Annotated in this window: 18 protein-coding genes and 3 pseudogenes; 14 read left to right on the top strand and 7 right to left on the bottom strand. The window is 39.7% G+C overall.

Annotated elements, in window-relative coordinates; genetic code table 11:
- The first annotated feature begins 145 nt into the window (after window positions 1-145).
- A complete protein-coding gene (locus AC6H44_RS02895; RefSeq protein WP_500737395.1) occupies window positions 146-1,102 on the top strand; it encodes a methylenetetrahydrofolate reductase in 957 nt (318 codons plus the stop codon).
- A 521-nt stretch (window positions 1,103-1,623) separates the two neighbouring features.
- Here the strand turns inward: AC6H44_RS02895 and tenpIN are convergent.
- Both tenpIN and AC6H44_RS02885 read right to left on the bottom strand, forming a co-directional pair.
- Complete coding sequence (tenpIN, locus tag AC6H44_RS02890; RefSeq protein WP_500737394.1) at window positions 1,624-2,094, bottom strand: type III toxin-antitoxin system TenpIN family toxin; 471 nt, start codon at window positions 2,092-2,094, stop codon at window positions 1,624-1,626.
- Window positions 2,095-2,682: 588 nt separating this feature from the next.
- Entirely contained in the window at window positions 2,683-3,876 is a 1,194-nt protein-coding gene (locus tag AC6H44_RS02885; protein WP_500737382.1) for an IS4 family transposase, read from the bottom strand.
- 256 nt (window positions 3,877-4,132) lie between these two features.
- Between AC6H44_RS02885 and AC6H44_RS02880 the strand changes: the two genes are divergently transcribed.
- The 8 genes and pseudogenes from AC6H44_RS02880 to AC6H44_RS02845 all read left to right on the top strand — a co-directional run bounded on the left by AC6H44_RS02880 (window position 4,133) and on the right by AC6H44_RS02845 (window position 8,260).
- On the top strand, window positions 4,133-5,170 hold the full coding sequence (locus AC6H44_RS02880; RefSeq protein ID WP_500737393.1) for an IS110 family RNA-guided transposase: 1,038 nt from the start codon (window positions 4,133-4,135) through the stop codon (window positions 5,168-5,170).
- A gap of 458 nt (window positions 5,171-5,628) precedes the next feature.
- A pseudogene (locus AC6H44_RS02875) lies at window positions 5,629-5,867 on the top strand (alpha-amylase family glycosyl hydrolase); the annotation flags it as partial.
- Window positions 5,868-5,952: 85 nt separating this feature from the next.
- On the top strand, window positions 5,953-6,231 hold the full coding sequence (locus AC6H44_RS02870; protein WP_500737392.1) for a type II toxin-antitoxin system RelE/ParE family toxin: 279 nt from the start codon (window positions 5,953-5,955) through the stop codon (window positions 6,229-6,231).
- Entirely contained in the window at window positions 6,231-6,524 is a 294-nt protein-coding gene (locus AC6H44_RS02865; protein WP_500737391.1) for a HigA family addiction module antitoxin, read from the top strand. The genes AC6H44_RS02870 and AC6H44_RS02865 overlap by 1 nt, the downstream gene beginning before the upstream one ends.
- Window positions 6,525-6,816: 292 nt before the next feature.
- The gene (gene nadS / locus AC6H44_RS02860; RefSeq protein ID WP_500737390.1) at window positions 6,817-7,101 is read left to right on the top strand and encodes a NadS family protein; all 285 of its coding nucleotides are present in this window, start codon (window positions 6,817-6,819) and stop codon (window positions 7,099-7,101) included.
- Between the two features lie 106 nt (window positions 7,102-7,207).
- Window positions 7,208-7,436 (top strand): annotated as a pseudogene (locus AC6H44_RS02855) (alpha-amylase family glycosyl hydrolase); the annotation flags it as partial.
- A gap of 279 nt (window positions 7,437-7,715) precedes the next feature.
- Window positions 7,716-7,973, top strand: coding sequence for a type II toxin-antitoxin system Phd/YefM family antitoxin (locus AC6H44_RS02850; RefSeq protein ID WP_500737388.1), 258 nt, complete (start codon window positions 7,716-7,718; stop codon window positions 7,971-7,973).
- Complete coding sequence (locus AC6H44_RS02845; protein ID WP_500737387.1) at window positions 7,961-8,260, top strand: type II toxin-antitoxin system RelE/ParE family toxin; 300 nt, start codon at window positions 7,961-7,963, stop codon at window positions 8,258-8,260. The genes AC6H44_RS02850 and AC6H44_RS02845 overlap by 13 nt, the downstream gene beginning before the upstream one ends.
- Before the next feature lie 313 nt (window positions 8,261-8,573).
- On the opposite strand, the gene AC6H44_RS02840 is transcribed toward AC6H44_RS02845, so the two are convergent.
- A complete protein-coding gene (locus AC6H44_RS02840) occupies window positions 8,574-10,187 on the bottom strand; it encodes an IS1634 family transposase (RefSeq protein WP_500737386.1) in 1,614 nt (537 codons plus the stop codon).
- A gap of 363 nt (window positions 10,188-10,550) precedes the next feature.
- Complete coding sequence (locus AC6H44_RS02835) at window positions 10,551-11,684, bottom strand: ISAs1 family transposase (RefSeq protein ID WP_500737385.1); 1,134 nt, start codon at window positions 11,682-11,684, stop codon at window positions 10,551-10,553.
- Window positions 11,685-11,837: 153 nt separating this feature from the next.
- On the opposite strand from AC6H44_RS02835, the gene upp reads away from it, so the two are divergent.
- The 5 genes and pseudogenes from upp to AC6H44_RS02810 all read left to right on the top strand — a co-directional run bounded on the left by upp (window position 11,838) and on the right by AC6H44_RS02810 (window position 16,538).
- Window positions 11,838-12,470: a uracil phosphoribosyltransferase gene (upp, locus tag AC6H44_RS02830; protein WP_500737384.1), complete on the top strand. Its 633-nt coding sequence runs from the start codon at window positions 11,838-11,840 to the stop codon at window positions 12,468-12,470.
- 9 nt (window positions 12,471-12,479) lie between these two features.
- Window positions 12,480-12,779 (top strand): annotated as a pseudogene (locus AC6H44_RS02825) (solute carrier family 23 protein); the annotation flags it as partial.
- Between the two features lie 77 nt (window positions 12,780-12,856).
- Entirely contained in the window at window positions 12,857-13,648 is a 792-nt protein-coding gene (locus tag AC6H44_RS02820; protein ID WP_500737383.1) for a transposase, read from the top strand.
- A gap of 324 nt (window positions 13,649-13,972) precedes the next feature.
- Window positions 13,973-15,166 carry an IS4 family transposase gene (locus AC6H44_RS02815; protein WP_500737382.1) on the top strand — a complete coding sequence of 398 codons (1,194 nt, stop codon included), beginning with the start codon at window positions 13,973-13,975 and terminating at the stop codon, window positions 15,164-15,166.
- A 166-nt stretch (window positions 15,167-15,332) separates the two neighbouring features.
- Window positions 15,333-16,538, top strand: coding sequence for an IS4 family transposase (locus AC6H44_RS02810; protein ID WP_500735106.1), 1,206 nt, complete (start codon window positions 15,333-15,335; stop codon window positions 16,536-16,538).
- Between the two features lie 27 nt (window positions 16,539-16,565).
- On the opposite strand, the gene AC6H44_RS02805 is transcribed toward AC6H44_RS02810, so the two are convergent.
- The 3 genes from AC6H44_RS02805 to ltrA all read right to left on the bottom strand — a co-directional run bounded on the left by AC6H44_RS02805 (window position 16,566) and on the right by ltrA (window position 19,794).
- Window positions 16,566-16,892 (bottom strand): hypothetical protein, encoded by a 327-nt coding sequence (locus tag AC6H44_RS02805; RefSeq protein WP_500737381.1) that lies wholly within the window; start codon window positions 16,890-16,892, stop codon window positions 16,566-16,568.
- Window positions 16,893-17,127: 235 nt separating this feature from the next.
- Entirely contained in the window at window positions 17,128-18,375 is a 1,248-nt protein-coding gene (locus tag AC6H44_RS02800; RefSeq protein WP_500737380.1) for a DEAD/DEAH box helicase, read from the bottom strand.
- A 144-nt stretch (window positions 18,376-18,519) separates the two neighbouring features.
- Window positions 18,520-19,794, bottom strand: coding sequence for a group II intron reverse transcriptase/maturase (ltrA, locus tag AC6H44_RS02795; protein ID WP_500734985.1), 1,275 nt, complete (start codon window positions 19,792-19,794; stop codon window positions 18,520-18,522).
- Between the last annotated feature and the right edge of the window lie 208 nt (window positions 19,795-20,002).

Genomic DNA, 20,002 nt, shown 5'->3' with positions numbered 1-20,002 from the left:
ACTGTGTCAGTTTTTTACTCTTTTTAGGTTTAACTATGAAAATAATTCACGTTAGTTGAGAAACTTTCAATAAATAAATCTATCTAGACGTCTAAATGGCTGCTATATTAAATCCATCACCACACACTAAGCTGGAATGAGGATTATGGCTTTATCACTTCAAGAAAAAATAGAAGACGCTAATCAGGGTGTTTACCTTATTGGCACAACACCGCCAAAAATTGGGACTGATAAAGCGCAATTAAAAGTCATTGCCGAAAAGTTATTAGGCCGTTTACACGAAATTGAGTATGACGGCGTAATAATCTACGACATTCAAGATGAAAGTAGCCGAACTGAACAAGCTCGCCCATTTGCATTTAAGCAAACAGTTGATCCGCGCGAGTACAGTCAACTGTTACGTGGCTTATCTGATCTTGATGTAATTACCTATAAAAGTGTAGCTCAGCGCGGTGTGAGTGAGTTTAAAGCGTGGTTAGATGAAACTAAAAACGATTACGATTTAAAAAACGTGGTGTTAGTCGGTAGTCCGTCATCAGCGGGTGATATAAAGCTGAGCTTACCAAATGCATACAAAACATTGGCAGAGCAGTCTGAAGACTTCTTTTTAGGTGGTGTAACCATTGCAGAGCGCCATGCCAATAAGCGCAATGAGCACCAACGCTTAATAGAAAAAACAGCACAAGGGTGCCAGTTTTTTATCTCTCAAGCGGTGTACAACGCACAAGCCACCACTGATTTAATCACCAGTTATGCGCGCACATGCAAAGCACAAGGCCTGACACCTAATCGAATTATATTAACCTTTACCCCGTGTGGTGGTGAAAAAACCTTGGAGTTTATGCAGTGGTTGGGCATTTCGGTACCAGAGGCCACTAAATGGCGCATGCTTGATGCAGATAACACCTTAAGCGAATCAGTGCGTATTTGTCGCGAAAACCTCGATTCAATCCTTAAAAGCTGTGCCCACTTAGGTGTGCCGCTCGGCTTAAATATTGAAAGCTTAACCAACCGTAAAGAAGAAATAGACGCGTCAATAAATTTATATCGGTTGTTAAAAGCCACTATGGAATTAAATATTGCGGAGAAACTGATAGCTTAATTTCGGGGTTCGGGGTTCGGGGTTCAAGGTTCAAGGTTCAAGGTTCAAGGTTCAAGGTTCAAGGTTCAAGGTTCAAGGTTCAAGGTTCAAGGTTCAAGGTTCAAGGTTCAAGGTTCAAGGTTCAAGGTTCAAGGTTCAAGGTTCAAGGTTCAAGGTTCAAGGTTTAAGGTTTAAGGTTTAAGGTTTAAGGTTTAAGCAAAATTATCAATTACGTAGAATAAGCAAGTCAATATTTACACTTTTTAGCAAACCACGGCGCTAAATTTAACGCCATTTTGGGCTCTTTCTTACTGATAGCTGATAACTAAAACTGAACACCTATATTGAATAAGTCTTAACTTGATCTGCCAAATTCGAATTTTAGAGTTGAATCAAATCTGGCGGTGAATAGCCGATTTGTGCCAATTGCAGACATTGGCACAACGTTCAGCTCACCGGTGGAGTAATGTTGGCGGCTATTGCGCGTTCCTTTGCGCAAAAGATGCCAACATTACGGAGTCCGGTGGAGCTGCTTGTTAGCCTTATTTGAGACCCAGTTCTTTGTGATAGTTGCAAAGAGTTGAGAAACGGTAATTCACACTTTTTAGAATATTTTCATCTGAATTTTGAATTGCAATAAGATATTTTGAAACATATTTTTCAAATTTATTTGTAATATAATACTCTTTATCAGCGAGCTTTTTATGCTCGCTCGCTGATATTTTGAAGGGCAGATTTGAGATGTATTTCTGGTCAGTAATCAAAAGTGCTTTAGTAAAATCTAGCCCTTTACCTTCAATATTGGCTTGATTAGACTTTACAGTAATATACGATGATTTATGTTTGATATTTGAACGTAGAGGAATGGCAAAAGATAAACTGTTGATTGTTATAATAACAATACCATACCCTCGCACTTTGCCTTGAGTCCAGCTACCGTTATGGTTATCTAATGCTTCTTTTAAATTCGAATGTTCGACATAAAATGAGTTATCTAATTTTTTTAATTGCAAAATATATGTCCCCAAAACGAAAAAACCTCCTTACGGAGGCTTTCGGTAGTCAATTCTGTTTGGATGCTTCAGTTTTTTACGTGGGGTGCTCCTACCGCCACAACATTCTGTTTGGATGCTTCAGTTTTTTACGTGGGGTGCTCCTACCGCCACAACATTCTGTTTGGATGCTTCAGTTTTTTACGTGGGGTGCTCCTACCGCCACTGACTACAGTTGAATTATGGAACGATTTTAGCTTAATGTCAAACTACTACGGCTAACTTTTCAATAACGGGCGCAGGCACGCGGGGTTATAATGGCGAAGCCGCCCCGCGTGTATGCGTCCCAACGAGCAACGCGAGTGAGTTAATTGACTTGTATGGATAATAAACCCATTAATTATTTAATCTTTAAACCAAGTTCGGGTAATGAAAGCAAAGGGGTCTGTGAAAGCAAAGGGGTCAAATCTTGACTTCACACAAAAGCAAAGGAAAGCAAAGGGGTCAAATCTTGACTTCACACAAAAGCAAAGGGGTCAAATCTTGACTTCACAGATAAGATCAATAAAGAGGTCAAATCCTGAGGGATCCCCACATTTTTTATCCAAGCTACAAGCACTCACGGCAATCCTTATTTAATTGATTGAGTGCTTCTAAAAACGTTTTCAATTTTATTTTATAGCCAAATTTTTCGAAGTATTGCGTTCCTAAACTAAAACAAGACAGCACGTTTCTATCCTTTATCGTATTCGCCTGAAAGCTTCTATGCACATTCAATATTTTTGCCGTTAAACCTGCTAGCCAAAGGATAAAATTAGCAATTAATGCAATCAATAATGCGACATTCAAGCGGCCTTTTTCATAGCTACGACAATGACGTAAGTTCAAGCCATTACTTGTGTTTTTTAAGTCTCTAAAGGACTCTTCTATTTGCATTCGTTGACTGTAAATTTTAACAATATCTTGTGCTGAATAATTAATATTGCACAATGAGGTAAATAATAACCATGGCTCCGTCGCACCTTTAGCATGTTTCAAGCTTACGCTGCTGCGAATAGTTTTTCCTCGAAGATTTTTCTTCTTTCTTTGTTTAGGTTTTGATTTAAATAAGTAAAAGTGACCACTCAATGAATTGGCTTTAGCGAGTTGTGTTTCAAATAAATAAGCGGGTCTTGCAGTTGCTTTTGAGTAAAGTGTTTTGACTGGTGACCAACATGTATCATCTTCTGGCTTTTGATATTGTGTTTGATGCCTCACTCTGCCTACAAAATCCCAACCAAATTTAAGCACTAACTTAAACCAAGGATTGCGAAATCCTGCATCGGTAACGATGATCGGCTTGCACTCAGAAGGCAATATTGATTTAAGTGTTTTGAGGAAATCCTTATGCACGCTTTGCTTCATGTATTCACATTCACGAAAACTTTGCTCATAGATTGTCATTGCTCGACCTTTAACTGGGACTGCTGCCCGTAATAAATGAAACTCGCCACAGGGTGTTAACCCAGACCAATCAATCGTCACGCATGGACGTCTAATTTGACCAATTACGCGGCGAGTGATTTCTTGGTAATAGTGGTTGCGGGAGTGCTGGACGCGAGGGTTGCCAAATAACCTATCCATTCGTTTAATAGTGTGTTTAACCTTCGCGTTGCTCTTTAGTTTTCGCCCTAAAGCAGCAATGGATAAGAACTTATGTTGGCAGAGTGTTTCTACCGCTTTCATTAATGTGCAGTGGTTACGCTTATCAATAATACCCGCTGTATTAGAAAATGTTTTATGTAATAATTTACTCAAGTGCATAGTCGATTTACTTTGTAATTTCTTTGGTTGGAAAAAACATATAAGATCAAAATTGGCTGTGCACTTCAACTATTTTTTACATTATCTTATTGATTTATATTATCAAATTGTGGGGATTCGTCAGGGTCAGGTCTTTCTTTTTGCTTCTTATCGTAAAAGGCAAGATGCAAGACCTGATAATCATATAGAAAGCTCCTCGAGTATTTCGATACAGTTGTGTTGAACAAAACATAAACTGTACCTCGAGGAGCTTAGTATGAAACTATATGGTGGAATTGACTTGCATTCAAATAATAGTGTTATTGCTATCATTAATGAACAAGGTGAAACGCTTAACACTAAGCGTTTAAATAATGATATGTCTGTCATTTTATCTTTTCTAACCCCTTATAAAGACACGCTATCAGGGCTTGCTGTTGAATCAACCTTTAATTGGTATTGGTTAGTTGATGCATTAATGGATGCTGAGTTTAAACTTCACTTAGCAAACCCCGCTGCAATTCAACAATATTCAGGCTTAAAATATGCTGATGACCATAGTGATGCACGCTGGCTGGCTGAAATGCTACGTCTAAATATTCTGCCTGAGGGCTATATTTACTCGCGTGAACCCAGGGCTGTTCGCGACTTAATGCGTAAACGAATGGACATTGTTCAACAGTCCACTAAAAACGTATTATCAGTGCAAAGTTGTTATATACGACATCTTGGCTACAAGCTCAGCAGCAACAAAATAAAGCAAATGGCTGCTATCAGAAAAGGCGTGGATGTTGAGCAAGTGAATGCAGATTTTAGTTCAATAAACACGGCGCTGGCAGTCATTTCTAACCTCTCATTAATACGTTGTGCTCAACAGCAGATCAATGCAATAGAGGGGGCGATTTTAAAACAAATGTCACTCTCCCCTGAGTTTATAAACCTAATCAGTATCGATGGAATTGGCAATATATTAGCGCTAACGATAATGTTAGAAACAGGCACGATTAACCGTTTTGATAGCCCAGGTAATTTTTCTTCGTATTGCCGCTGCGTTAAAGGGGCAAAATACAGCAATGGGAAAAAGAAAGGCGCTACAAATCAAAAGAATGGTAATCGTTATTTATCCTGGGCGTTTACTGAGGCGGCTAATTTTGCCATCAGATATAACCCAACAATCAAAAAATATTATCAACGTAAACTAGCTAAAACAAACAACGTAGTCGCGATTAAAACCGTTGCGCATAAGCTTGCAAGAGCGTGTTATCACGTGCTTAAAGACAATGTGCCATTTGATGAACACAAGGCTTTTTCTTAACGGCTATACAATGAATTAGGTTAACGTGTTGAGTTAATAATAGGGTTGGTAAAACCATCAGATCTGATTGAGCCTGCACGTTAACCGCTCAAATTTAAATGTTGGATATGCCCAATATCTGAGCCATAAAGGGTTGGTTATGTGAAAACATAAACCACTGATTTGTTATTGCGCAGTGCATACACACTGCCAAAAACTGGACTGATATTGGCACTAAACGATGACTGAGGCGAAAGCCAAGGGCCTTAATTAATCATCAATGATGCTTATTAAACCGCCTTAATTCATATGGGTGACTGGTGCATATTCACACCAATCGACGTCATTACTGGATGTATAGCCATATTTAAATTGAGTTTAAAAAATAAGAGCACTTGGTTTTTTGACTAAAAAGATCAAGAAAACACGGCTGTCTGCTTGACCGGAACTTTCTAATGGGTGACCTCGTTGATTCTCCAAAAGATAATATTCAGCATGAAAGTCAACCAGCACAGCTAAAGCCATTTGGCGGTAGCCACATCAAAGAGGCGATCCCCTTTAATTTACTGGATTACATTGAATTAGTAGACTGGAGTGGCCACCACATAGATCGAAAGAAAAAAGGACATATCAGCAAACAAATTTTGCAGGCAGTAAACAACGATTAAAGCAGCACGCCGCCAGCAACGATGTAAAATGGTATAAAGGTGCAGGTTAGCAGCGTTTTGCACATACGTTTTGCACAGTTAAATGGGTGTTATATTTTCATCGACGAGTGATGCGCATCACGCTATACTTGTTTGATGATTAAGTCTTTCAAACATAAAGGCCTCAAGAAATACTTCCAAACAGGAAGTGTAGCTGGAATTCAGGCAAAGCATGAACGTAAATTACGTATGCAACTTACAGCAATAGATACCGCGCAAGTAATTGATGACATCAATTTACCCGGTTTTAAATTGCATGCTCTAAAAGGGGAGCGTGACGGGATTTGGTCTATTACTGTAAATGGTAATTGGCGCATTACTTTCGAATTTATCGATGGAAATGCTTTTATTCTCAATTATGAGGACTATCACTAATGACTATGTATAACCCACCACACCCAGGCGAGTTTATTTATGATGTTTACCTTGAACCTGCCGGCTTTAGTTGTCGTTACTTAGCTAAACAGTTAGATGTTGCTTCATCGACTCTAAATCGAGTTCTTAAAGGTCAAAGTGCGATATCACCTGAAATGGCACTTCGCTTGTCTAAAGCAATCGGTAGAACACCAGAGAGCTGGTTATCAATGCAAGATAACTATGATCTTTGGCACGCTAAACAACAAATCAATTTAACAAATGTCCACCCAGTAAACTTTGCAGTGGCATAAAAAATATAATCGGGTGGCCGGAGGTCTCCTCCAGCCCTCACACTACTCATTATGCGCTTTATATTAGTAGGAAATGCAAGGTACAGGTGGAGTCCGTAAGCTAAGATGGGCAAAAGAGGGCGGTGGAAAAAATTGGTGGTGTGAGAGTCATTTATTACTACCACAGTGAAGAAATACCACTGTTTATGCTTTCTCTATTTGGTAAAAATGAGAAAGCAAATCTATCTAAAGCTGAATGTAATGTTCTTAGTAAACTAACCAAAATACTTGCAGACAGTAACAGGAGGCAATCATGACTAATGCATTTGAAAGTATCCAACAAGGTCTAATGGAAGCCATTGATTTTGCCGAAGGTGATACTAAAGGGGCGACTGTCCATAAGTTTGACCCTGTTGACGTAAAAGCTGTGCGTAATAATGTTGCAATGACACAAGCTGAATTTGCATCTACTTTTGGTATCAGCCTTGGCACATTGCGTCACTGGGAACGTGGAGACAGAACTCCAAGAGGTCCTGCATTGGTGCTACTGAATGTGCTCGCTAAAGATCCTCAAGCGGTGATCAGGGCTCTTGCGTAACCAAACACATAATAAAGCGTTTAAGACAGATTCCCAACGTGTGGCATTTTTACATTCCATTATTGGGTTTTGTGGTATGGTTAGGTTTCGTTGAGGCGCTGCTCGGGGTAACCACACTAAATAAGCGATCCCCTTTAACTTACTGGATTATATTGAATTAGTAGACTGGAGCGGCCGCCACATAGATCCAAAGAAAAAGGGGCATATCAGCAAAGCTTACGCCAAGAGTGCTCCTCAGTTTAAATATAGAAGAGGCGCGATGGCTTGAATCAATTCAACGTTTCAGGCAGCACGCCGCCAGCAACGAGGTAAAATGGTATAAAGCTGCAGGTTAGCAGCGTTTTTCATCAGTACATCAGTAATTAAAAAATAGATTCTTCAACAAAATTAATCACCTAGCTTTGCCTAAAACTCTTTCAAACAATTAAAATCTAAATACTGTAACAAACCGTGTGTAAAAATAATGGTCTGGTTTATTACATTGAAAGAAGTACTTAATTTTTTGACAAAAATATATGCCTGTCCTTTTATTTTTCTAGTTTGGCGTTAGTTGTAACCTCAAATTTATGTGATACTATTGTGATACATTACTTAATGTTTAGATAGGATCTCTCATGAGAGTTGAACTTGTTACAACGCTTAAACGTCAAGCCACTAAAATTTTAGCGGAGCTTCATATATCTAAAGAGCCAGTGTTAATTACTGAACATGGTCAACCATCTGCGTATTTAGTCGATGTTGAAGATTATGAATTTATGCAGCAACGAATGGCAATTCTTGAAGGCGTTGCTCGCGGTGAACAAGCAATTAAAAATGGCCATACATTTTCAAATCAAGAAGCAAAAGAGAAAATGAGTAAATGGCTGAAATAGTATGGACATCATCAGCTCTTGACGATTTAAAAGATATAGCAGAATATATTGCTTTAAGTAATCTTTCTGCGGCTAAGAACCTGACTCAAAAAATATTTGATAAAATATCTAGGTTAGAAGACCGTCCTGAGTCAGGTAAAAGGCCAAAAGGGTTAATTAACTTAAATTATCGTGAAGTTACTGTTAATCCTTGTCGAATTTTTTATAAAATAGATAGCGACAAAATTTATATTTTGCATGTAATGCGGCAAGAACGAGATCTTCGTAGATTTATTCTGAAGAGTTAAATATGGCCAATTATTGCGACATAGTTAATTTGGCTACCCATTAAGCATTTTTATTAAAAACTTCTTCTAATGTTAAACTAACTAGAATTTAGCAACCTAAGTAACTGCGAAAAACTACGGCATAGTTTTAACACCCCACTTAAATTTCAAATATTGCTTAAGGCAAGTTCCTCCATGCGTGTAATTCAGGAATGAGTGATTATGAACTGCCCCCCCCCAGGGGATTAAAAGGCTGTTTAAAAATGCAAAGCAATGACGATCTATGGCGTAATAAAATATAACAAATGCATCAACCCGATCTTCCGCACCCATTTTAAGAATAAATCCGCTGATATTTTTCACCCAAGCAATCAACAATGGTTTGATTGCGCGGTTGCATATTCGCCACTATGGGTGGTTTATCTGGTATGTACATGATGATGATATGCTCGAAGCACTGGAACACCCAGCGTGCTGTGGGGCGTTGGCCCGGCTTGTATTTCATCGTGGGGAAGTAGCAGTCTTTCTCCACCAAGGTTTTACGGATTTGGTGCTCTAACCCCGCGTACACCATTAGGCAGCAAGTCATTACCATGAGTAACGCTTCAATGCGCTCAGGCTTTTTCAGGTAAATAGCGCTCGTAAGGAAGTCGGGACTTTTCAAGAATCGAAAGCCTTTTTCCACGTTTTGCTGCGCTTTGTACCTGCTCAGCAAGCTGGCCATATCAAGATGGTCGCTAACATCATTGGTGGCAATAATAAATAACCCCAGTTGTTGTAAAGCGGCTTTTCTGGATGCCAGTGGTGTGCATAATGCACCCGTAATCTGGTATTCGATACGCTCAGGTAACTGCCCTGCTTTAGGGCGTCCTGCTCCCTTAAAAATGGCTACTTCAACAACATTTGCATCCACATCACATACCGCTTGTTTACCTCGCCATTTTATAAGGGCGCTTTGTGCGTCATTTTGGCAAGCGAAGCGTTGTTGGCACAGTTTTTTAAAGCTTTTGCGGGCAACTTCTCCGGCTTTTAGCATACGCTTGTTCAGGTTATGCTGCTCTCGCTTATACGCCTGCTCACTGCGAATGAGTAGCCATTTTTGTTTCACCCCCCCGTATTCACTGTCATAACTCACGCCTTCATAGCCTGGTGAGATAGGGGTGAAATTCAAGTTAGGCGCTTGCTTAACAAGGGTTTTAGCTTCTTTGAGGGTTTGCGGTACCCGCGTAATGAACAGTTGGCCTTGAGTATGTAAATCTACAATCGTTTCTTGCACATACAAGGCGGCATCGGCCACCAAATAGCGGCTGGCTTGCGCGGCTTTTAAACTGCCAATATGCGCCTTTACAATCTGTTTAAAGCCTTCCATGTCATTACTGTTGCCACTGGCAGGCTTCATATAAACCGGTATGCCGGATTGGTTCTCACAGATAAGATTGAGTATCACTTGGTTGAGCTCAGGGCGATGGTCGCGCGAATAACCTTTAGCGATACGGATAGATTTTGGTTCACCATCATCAGGCTCGCTTGTCGCTTTGCCATCGTAATGAAAGCTTGTTGAATCAAGGTGTAAAGCTTCGGTTTGTAACCCTAATTTCTCTACCACCGCCTCACCCAATTGCTGATACAGCTTCGATACGCCGTATTCATATAAGGTGTCTAAACAGCGACCAAGCGCATCGTCGTTGATGTGCTCGGACTTTACGCCTTCACCAATTAATCTATCAAGCGGCTTGCCTTGAAAATACTCGCTGTACATATGCAGTGTGCGGCCAGTGAAACCTAGGCCGTTTAGCACCATAGCCAACACTAATTGACCACAACTGATGTTGCGCTCAGGCGCCACGCCACCGAGTGCGTTATCAATAATATCGACAAAACCTAGATCGTGACAAAATCCAGCAACTAAGCCGTGGTGTTCGAGTTTTTGGGCATAAGGGATAGACATAAATACGCGCTCTCAAAAGAGAGTAATAGATCAAATATGGGGATCGCCGTCAAGTGTTTTTTAACAAAATTCGATCAACCGCTCATTTAATGAACTAATTTAATTCAGATTTAGGGTGCGGAATGACAGATCAACATGTTTTATCAGTAGTTTTGCCATAAACGACCCAGACAAGCACAAAGTATTGAGTGTATTAAAGCGATCAATAAAGAGGGTGAGTTTGCCTTGGTGTTTAAAAATTTTTCAAAACAGGGAGATATCTAAGCAACTGCCGATAATATAAAGGCCAAATTAATTATTTTAGCATGAACTATGAAATCAGGGCTAAAATTAACAGTCAAACGCAGGGCAAACGGGTTGATTTTATACAGTTAGCCCAACGGTTAGCACTTTCATCATATAAACATTATCCCAACCCGCTTTCAACCGCTTGCTTTTCACTCCAACCTTTGCACTTTTTTCGTTCTTCAATAGATTAAGTGCTATTTTATTAATTAACGCGATGTTTTGAGCTGCATACCCACTGCGTAAACGGTTTTGGTCTTCATTAAAGCTAACGTCGAGTTGCCAATGTAATTTATTCTCCACATGCCAATGACTACGGATAGCATCAGCAATAAATGCAGCATCTTTATCTTTATGGCTACTAAGGTAATACCGCTGCTCATTCGAACTTACACCATTTACCTCTCGTGTTGAACATATTACGGCAATACTTTTTAAGCTTTTCCATCGTGGATGTCGTGCTACCAGCCAATCTACTTCTGTCGTTAACCAAACCTCTCTATTTTCTATTCGCCCGTGATCACCATTTAGTGAACGATGCACGCTGTGTGGGATATTTTTAAATTGCGTGTTGAGCTGGGTATCTAAATGTAGTTTAACGTCATCATAAATCTCCCCTTGATTCCCCTTAAGTCCAAGCACATAGTTACCCTCGTTAGAGATTATTTGCTCACCGATTTTATACTGGCATCCCATGGCATCTGTTGTAATTGTCGCTCCTTTTATGTCAAGGAGCTCAAGCAAAATGGGGATAGCGGTTATTTCATTCGATTTATCAGCAACCTTAACTTGTCCTAAACAAAAATTATTCTCAACAGACCATGCACTGACTAAATGAGTTGCGGGCATACCTGAGGCTTTATCTAATGTACGGCGCATTACTTTACCATCCAGAGCAATCACTCCTTCTTTATTCTTACTTATTTCAGTGACCCATTTGGTAAATGCGCTGTTAAATTCAGTTGGGTTGAGGAGATTGAGTACGTCATTAAAAGTGTCATGACTAGGAATACCATTTTTCAGGTCTAAAAATTTCCGTAACCACTTTACTTTTGACTTTCCGTATTCTTCTATCTCGTTAAAATTATTGCAACCGCTGATAATAGCGCAAATAGTGATACTCAGAATATTGATAAGTGGATGGCGGACACTGGCAGAGTTTCTTGGATCGGTTAGTTGATTAAAAGCTTGGCTGATAGTCGTTTCTTTCATGTTTCGTACAGGCAAAGACTATTATAAACCACGATCATTAGGATCGGTCAAATGATCAAAAAGTACTTGTATGTTTTTCACCCGTTTGCCCTGCAGTCAAACGGCCTGTTTTAATATAAAATACGGCAAATTTTTATCACTAGGTTTATTACTATGGCTATTCACGTTATTTCTCACCCCCTTGTTCAGCATAAGTTAGGTTTAATGCGCGCGCATGGAATTAGCACGAAAAGTTTTCGAGAGTTGTGTTCAGAAGTTGGCACATTATTAACTTACGAAGCCACTAAAAACCTAGAATTAGAAGATAACGAAATTACAGGTTGGGACGGTAATAAACTTAAAGTTGAGCATATTAAGGGTAAAAAAATTACCGTTGTGCCTATTTTACGAGCAGGCCTTGGCATGATGGAGGGTGTAATGTCATTACTGCCAGCGGCTAAAGTAAGTGTAGTGGGTTTAGAGCGTAACGAAGAAACACTTGAGCCGGTGCCTTATTTCGAAAAGCTAGTGGGTAATATTGATGAGCGTTTGAGCTTAGTGATTGACCCGATGCTGGCAACCGGTGGTTCTATGATCGCCACTATCGATATGCTTAAAAAAGCAGGCTGTAAAGACATTAAAGTAATCGTACTGGTTGCTGCACCTGAAGGCGTTGAAAAAACATTAGCTGCTCACCCTGATGTAGAGATTTTTACTGCCTCAGTAGATAGCCATTTAAATGAAAAAGGCTATATTATCCCGGGGCTTGGGGATGCAGGTGACAAAATTTTTGGTACGGTTTACTAGGGTTTAGCAGTGCAAAATAATTCTACGTTTTCAATAAAAACTATTTTAACGGGTGCCCAAATGCTGTTTGTTGCATTTGGAGCGCTGGTATTAGTGCCTATTTTAACTGGTCTCGATCCAAGTGTTGCACTATTTACCGCCGGTTTAGGCACCTTGTTGTTTCAATTTGTGACTAAAGGCCAAGTGCCTATTTTTTTAGCGTCGTCATTTGCGTTTATTGCCCCCATTATTGCCTCAGTGCAAATGTGGGGTATACCGGCCACTATGGGCGGCTTAATGGCGGCGGGCTTTACTTATATGCTGTTGAATTAAAAAGGGTCAAATCTTGACTTCAGACATCAATGGGCTAGACTTATAGTTTACTACTTATTATTGAGTTGAGTACTATGTCTAGGCCGCTGCGAATAGAGTATGAGAATGCGTTTTATCATGTAATGAATCGTGGAAGAGGGCATGAAAATACCTTTTTGAGTGATGATGACTTTAAGTATTTTTTACATTGCATTGAGCAAGCAAGCCTTCGCTTTAATATTGAAGTGCATTCATATTGTTTAATGACCAATCATTACCACTTGCTAATTAAAACCCCCGATGCAAATTTAGGCCGAGCTATGAAGCATATTAATGGCCTTTATACCCAATACTTTAATAGAGCACATAACACAGATGGTGCGCTGTTTAGAGGGCGCTACAAAGCGGTATTGGTGGATGCAGATAACTACTTATTGCATGTTAGTAGGTATATCCACCGTAACCCAATTGAAACCAGCATACCGCTAGTGGAAGACTTAGTTAAGTATCAATGGTCTAGTTATCCAGCTTTCGTTAAAAGAGTAGCGACGCCTAAATGGCTCGTTCGAGATTTTATATTTTCCCTGCAAAGTAAAAAGCGTAAATATACTGCCTATAAGCAGTTTGTTGAATTTGAAAACAGTAAAGAAATAAGCGCTTTTTATAGTGCTAAAAAATTGTTGTCGGTTTTGGGCTGTGAGGACTTTATTGAAAACATAAAGGACTATATTGCAAAATCAGATAGTGAAAGAAAGCTTGTTAGTAAAAAGCACTCAGCAGATGATGTTATTGATTACTTAGCTAAATATTTTAGTGTTGAAGTAGATGACATTGTAACGGTTAAAAAGGGGCGAAAGAGAAAAACTTACCACGTTGGTTTGCGGTAAAGTTATGCCAAGATTTAACGGGATTGAATTTGAAGGCGTTAGCATGTTTTTTTAATGTTAAACACTATTCGGCGATATCAAAAACGGTGGGAAGGTTGAATGTATTAATGACTGAAGATAAAAAGGTTAAATTACAATTTGAGAAGCTTAGAGATTGCTTGATGTATGAAGTCAAGATTTGACCCTGACGAATCCTGACCCTGACGAATCCCCACAATTTGATAATATAAATCAATAAGATAATGTAAAAAATAGTTGAAGTGCACAGCCAATTTTGATCTTATATGTTTTTTCCAACCAAAGAAATTACAAAGTAAATCGACTATGCACTTGAGTAAATTATTACATAAAACATTTTCTAATACAGCGGGTATTATTGATAAGCGTAACCACTGCACATTAATGAAAGCGGTAGAAACACTCTGCCAACATAAGTTCTTATCCATTGCTGCTTTAGGGCGAAAACTAAAGAGCAACGCGAAGGTTAAACACACTATTAAACGAATGGATAGGTTATTTGGCAACCCTCGCGTCCAGCACTCCCGCAACCACTATTACCAAGAAATCACTCGCCGCGTAATTGGTCAAATTAGACGTCCATGCGTGACGATTGATTGGTCTGGGTTAACACCCTGTGGCGAGTTTCATTTATTACGGGCAGCAGTCCCAGTTAAAGGTCGAGCAATGACAATCTATGAGCAAAGTTTTCGTGAATGTGAATACATGAAGCAAAGCGTGCATAAGGATTTCCTCAAAACACTTAAATCAATATTGCCTTCTGAGTGCAAGCCGATCATCGTTACCGATGCAGGATTTCGCAATCCTTGGTTTAAGTTAGTGCTTAAATTTGGTTGGGATTTTGTAGGCAGAGTGAGGCATCAAACACAATATCAAAAGCCAGAAGATGATACATGTTGGTCACCAGTCAAAACACTTTACTCAAAAGCAACTGCAAGACCCGCTTATTTATTTGAAACACAACTCGCTAAAGCCAATTCATTGAGTGGTCACTTTTACTTATTTAAATCAAAACCTAAACAAAGAAAGAAGAAAAATCTTCGAGGAAAAACTATTCGCAGCAGCGTAAGCTTGAAACATGCTAAAGGTGCGACGGAGCCATGGTTATTATTTACCTCATTGTGCAATATTAATTATTCAGCACAAGATATTGTTAAAATTTACAGTCAACGAATGCAAATAGAAGAGTCCTTTAGAGACTTAAAAAACACAAGTAATGGCTTGAACTTACGTCATTGTCGTAGCTATGAAAAAGGCCGCTTGAATGTCGCATTATTGATTGCATTAATTGCTAATTTTATCCTTTGGCTAGCAGGTTTAACGGCAAAAATATTGAATGTGCATAGAAGCTTTCAGGCGAATACGATAAAGGATAGAAACGTGCTGTCTTGTTTTAGTTTAGGAACGCAATACTTCGAAAAATTTGGCTATAAAATAAAATTGAAAACGTTTTTAGAAGCACTCAATCAATTAAATAAGGATTGCCGTGAGTGCTTGTAGCTTGGATAAAAAATGTGGGGATCCCTCAGGACCTGACCCTGACGATAATTCGCCGGTCAATTTCTCTTTAAATTCTGACGAATCCCCACAAAATAAAAATTAATGGTAGACTCTCATGATTATTTGTGATCAAATTTTTTCACTATAAAAAAACTCACTCATAATCATGAAAGCCACCGAAATATTACACAAAGATATTGCCATTGCCTACCCTGAAATTCATAAAACACGTTTAAATACAGTCTTTACGTTTGTTAACTCAGGCTTGCGTGACCAGCGCGTTACTGTCACTTACCTAGGCCGCGGATTAAAATCATTTTCTAATACCGATAAAAAACATGATATTAAACGCGCAGACCGTTTGATTGGTAATGCTAACCTGCATCAAGAACGTCTTTGTTTCTATGAACATATGACCGAATGCTTAGTAGGCCAGCAACAACACCCACTTATTATCGTTGACTGGTCACCTATTAATGGCGGCGAAATATTTCAAGTGCTCAGGGCAAGCATACCAATGGGGGGAAGAGCGTTAACGCTCTATGAAAAAGTGTATCCTGAAAGCGAATTAAATACCGAAGCGGCTCATCAACACTTACTCGATAGCTTGGCACAGTGTTTACCTGCAGATTGTCAGCCTATTATTTTATCTGATGCTATTTTTAGAACGCCATGGTTTAAAGCCATAGAAGATAAAGGCTGGTATTGGCTTGGGCGCGTCAGAGGCAATGTGACCTTATCTAGCGACCTTGAGACATGGCGAAATTGTAAATCATGGTTTGAGCAAGCAACAGATAAACCACACCTTCTGACACAGATTTACTACGGAAAAACAGTTCGTTTCGCGTGCCAAGGTGTTTTGTTTAGAGGGAAAAACAAGGGACGTAAAAAAATCAAAAAACGGGGTGGGCAATCTCAATGTACAACGGTTAAATACCAACAACAAAAGGCCAAAGAGCCTTGGCTACTTGTGTTTAATTTACCTACACAATTTACAGATAAGCCTCAACGGATTGTGACTTTATATAAACAACGTATGCAAATAGAAGAAAGTTTCAGAGACACTAAGAATGCAAAACTTGGCATTAGTTTAGCCTTTGCAAATTCAAGAAGCGCAGAAAGGTTTGATAATTTATTGCTCATAGCGGCGTTAATGTTGTTTGTCTTATGGTGCATAGGGTACACCGTGTCGGCACAACAAGGGGATGCGGCATTACAAGCGAATACAGAGAAAAAACGACGAGTATTGTCCTATATTTATCTTGGCAAAGAAGTGGTTGATGATCCTAGGTATGAGCCTGATGGGCAGTTCATTATTTATGTGTATAGCCAGTTGTCACTTCTGACTATACAAATTGATAATTTAGGCTAAATTCGTGGGGATCTCTCAGCTTTAAATTTATATTTTATTGCTGTGTTTATCGCGGATTGTTTTTTTTAGCTGTTTCTTAATTAATGTTTGTTCGCAATATAATGCAACAAGAATTCCAATAAAACTCGAAAAGATCACAATAAGCCAATAGTAAATACTATTAAAAGTGACCACGTCTGAAATAGACAGGTACAAATTGAATGGAACCACAAAAATTAAAAATCCTAAGACTTTAATAAACTCCCTAAATAGCTGAGAGTCCATTTTGGCTGAGTTTATATGAGTATAAATAGTTTCGTCTGACACATTACCTAGCTCTGCGTATTCCTTTTTCAACCAATTAAGATAATCCATATTTACTTCCTTTTTTATATTTTACGTTTCAATCATCTGATTTCATTCTCGGCAAAATAATTACACTTTATTAATTACATGTAAACAACACAATGACTTACACTTAAGCTGTGTGCTAAAAAGAACGAACTGGGAGAGGTAGTGAATTAAGAATATGCAGCAAACTACGGCGCTAAATTTAACGCCGTGTTGGGCTCTTTTTTACTGACAGCTGATAGCTGAAAACTGAACGCTTTTATTTACGTCTTCTATTTGGCGCTCTTTGTCCTGTAATACGTTTTTTATCGCGATCTTTACGCGCTTTGTTGGTGTTTTTGCGGTTATCTTTAGGTGGCTTATTTAAGTCGGGTTCATAACCTTCAAGCCATTGTGGGTCTAAACGTGTATCAAGCAGTACTTCTATTTCTTCAAGTAGCCATTGCTCATCTAAGCTCACTAGCGACATAGCAAGGCCTTGCTCGCCAGCGCGTCCTGTGCGGCCAATACGGTGCACATAATCTTCAGCTATGTATGGCAATTCAAAATTAATTACGTATTTAAGTGTTGGTATGTCTAAACCGCGTGCGGCTACATCGGTCGCCACTAAAACACGTGTACTGCCCTCTTTAAAATTTTGTAATGCGCGGTCGCGAGCACCTTGCGATTTATCACCATGAATAGATTCGGTTTTTAAACCATCTTTACACATTTCTTTGGCAAGTTTATCGGCCATTTGTTTAGTGCGGGTAAATATAAGCACTTGGCGCCAGTTTTTCATGCCAATCATGTGCGATACCAGCTCGCGCTTACGGTCTTCATCTACTGCGTAAATAACTTGTTCAACCTCTACAGCAGCAGAGTTGCGCTTATCAACTTCAATAAGCTCAGGGTCTTTGAGCAATTTTTTACTCAGCTCAAATACACTGTCATCAAAGGTGGCGGAAAACAGTAAGGTTTGACGATCACCTGGGATGTGACGCAATATTCGTCTGATTTCGTCAATAAAGCCCATATCGAGCATACGATCAGCTTCATCAAATACTAAAGAGTCCACACTTGAAAGCATCACACTGCCTTTAACTATATGATCAAGCAAACGCCCTGGCGTTGCTACAATCACTTGCGCTGTTTTAAGCGCCTTTGTTTGCGGGCCAATGCTTGCGCCACCATAAGCGAGTGCACCTTTTATATCTGTACCTTGTGCGTATTTTTCAAAGCTGGCGAATACTTGCTGAGCAAGCTCCCTAGTGGGCATTAAAATAACCACACGGGCAATGCCTGGCTCATCTTTTTTAGGGCTGTTTAAAAGCTTATGTAGCAGTGGTAACACAAACGCGGCTGTTTTACCGGTGCCAGTTTGCGCGCTGCCCATCACGTCTTTGCCCGCTAAAATTGGCGGTATCGTTTTAATCTGAATAGCGGTTGGTGTGGTGTAATTATTTTGCTCAATCGCGTTTAATAATACAGGGTCGAGATCAAGTGATGAAAATGATGTGGCAGACATAGGCTTAGCTTTAATATAACAAAGAGCGCTATTATACCTGAGCTACATCAATATCGAGTAGGGTGAGGCTTTTGCCTCATCCCTCTCACAGAACCGTACGTACGGACCTCGTATACGGCTCCTGTATTCTTCTATCCCTTCGGCTTATTTACTAAACGCCGATTGAGCAAGCCATCCTGTACTTACTTTTTCCATTGAATATAAACCTAGCTCTTCAAACCATTGGTTTGGCATTGCTACACTCGATAATGGACTTAGGGAGTTTCGCCATGAGTTCATTTTTATAAACTTAAATGGCGGCTTTTTCCCTAATTGTTTTAGTCGTTTATGCAATCTCGCTGGATTTTTCCACAACCTTAACTGAATGGCCCTTAATCGGCGTCTTAACCACCCCGCCAGCTGAGTTAATGCTCGTTTACAATTGGCTATACTGAAATAATTTACAAAACCACGCACCACTGGGTTTAGTCTTTTTATTATTTCAACTAAGTTCATGCCGCTATTTCGTTTTGTTAATCGTTTAACTTTTTGTTTGAAGCCTTTGAGTTTTGACCCTTGGATCCGTGTCCAATTACATCCTATCTCCACTCCCAAAAATTTTACCCCTTCACTGCTATGCGCTATGTGGGTTTTCTTTTGGTTGACTGTTAACTTCAAGTCTTTCTCCAGTATCTGAGTTGCTACAGTGAGTGCATGTTTCGCTGCTTTTTCTGTGCAGCATAAGATCAAAATGTCGTCGGCGTACCTCACTATTCTGTGATTTCGCTTTTTCATTTCTTGATCGAACGCATCTAGGTAGATATTCGCCAACAATGGACTGATAACCCCTCCTTGTGGACTCCCTACCTCACTCGCTTCCCAGTGATTGCCTATCATTACCCCACTTTTTAAAAACTGATTGAGCAGCTTTAAAATGCTACCGTCTGTCACTTTGCGTTTGACGCTGCTAATAATTAAATCGTGATCTAACAGGTCAAAGCACTTCGACAGATCCATATCAACCACCCACTCACGCTGATATTTACGAATAAATACCGTGGCTTTGCTGATGGCATCATGGCAGCTTCGTTTCGGCCTGTACCCATAACTTGATGGGTGAAAGTCGATGTCGAAGATCGGTTGGAGAATGTTCAATAGCGCTTGTTGTACTATGCGATCGCGAACTGTTGGAATGCCCAGCAATCTCACGCCGCCATCGTCTTTCGGTATTTCTATCCGTTTGACCGGCTGCGCGCGATACTGCTTGCTTTGCAGTTCTCGTTGCAGTTGTTTCAAGTTTTCTTCTAAATTCAAGGCGAACGCGGCTATGGACTGCCCATCTATTCCGGCGGCTCCTTTTGCTGCTTTCACTTTTTTGAATCCCTTGTACAGGTTATTAATATCTAATAATTGCCCATACAAGCTGTAGTAAACTGTCATCAATTGCCTTTGCTTGCGGTATGTCTGTCGTTTCACATTGATGTATAGTGGTGTCCTTCATGATGACATTAGGTGTGCTAGCCCAGTGGCAATCTGCCTAAGTGGTCAATCATTACTCCCGTGCTCGGCCTTTAATTCTCAGCGTCCACATTCCTGCTTAGCCGTCATCTCTTGCCTATTTCCGTCGAAATACATGTGAGCCTATACG

It is taken from the genome of Pseudoalteromonas sp. TAP-3C (assembly GCF_059888565.1).
This window is presented reverse-complemented; position numbering and strand designations above follow the sequence as displayed.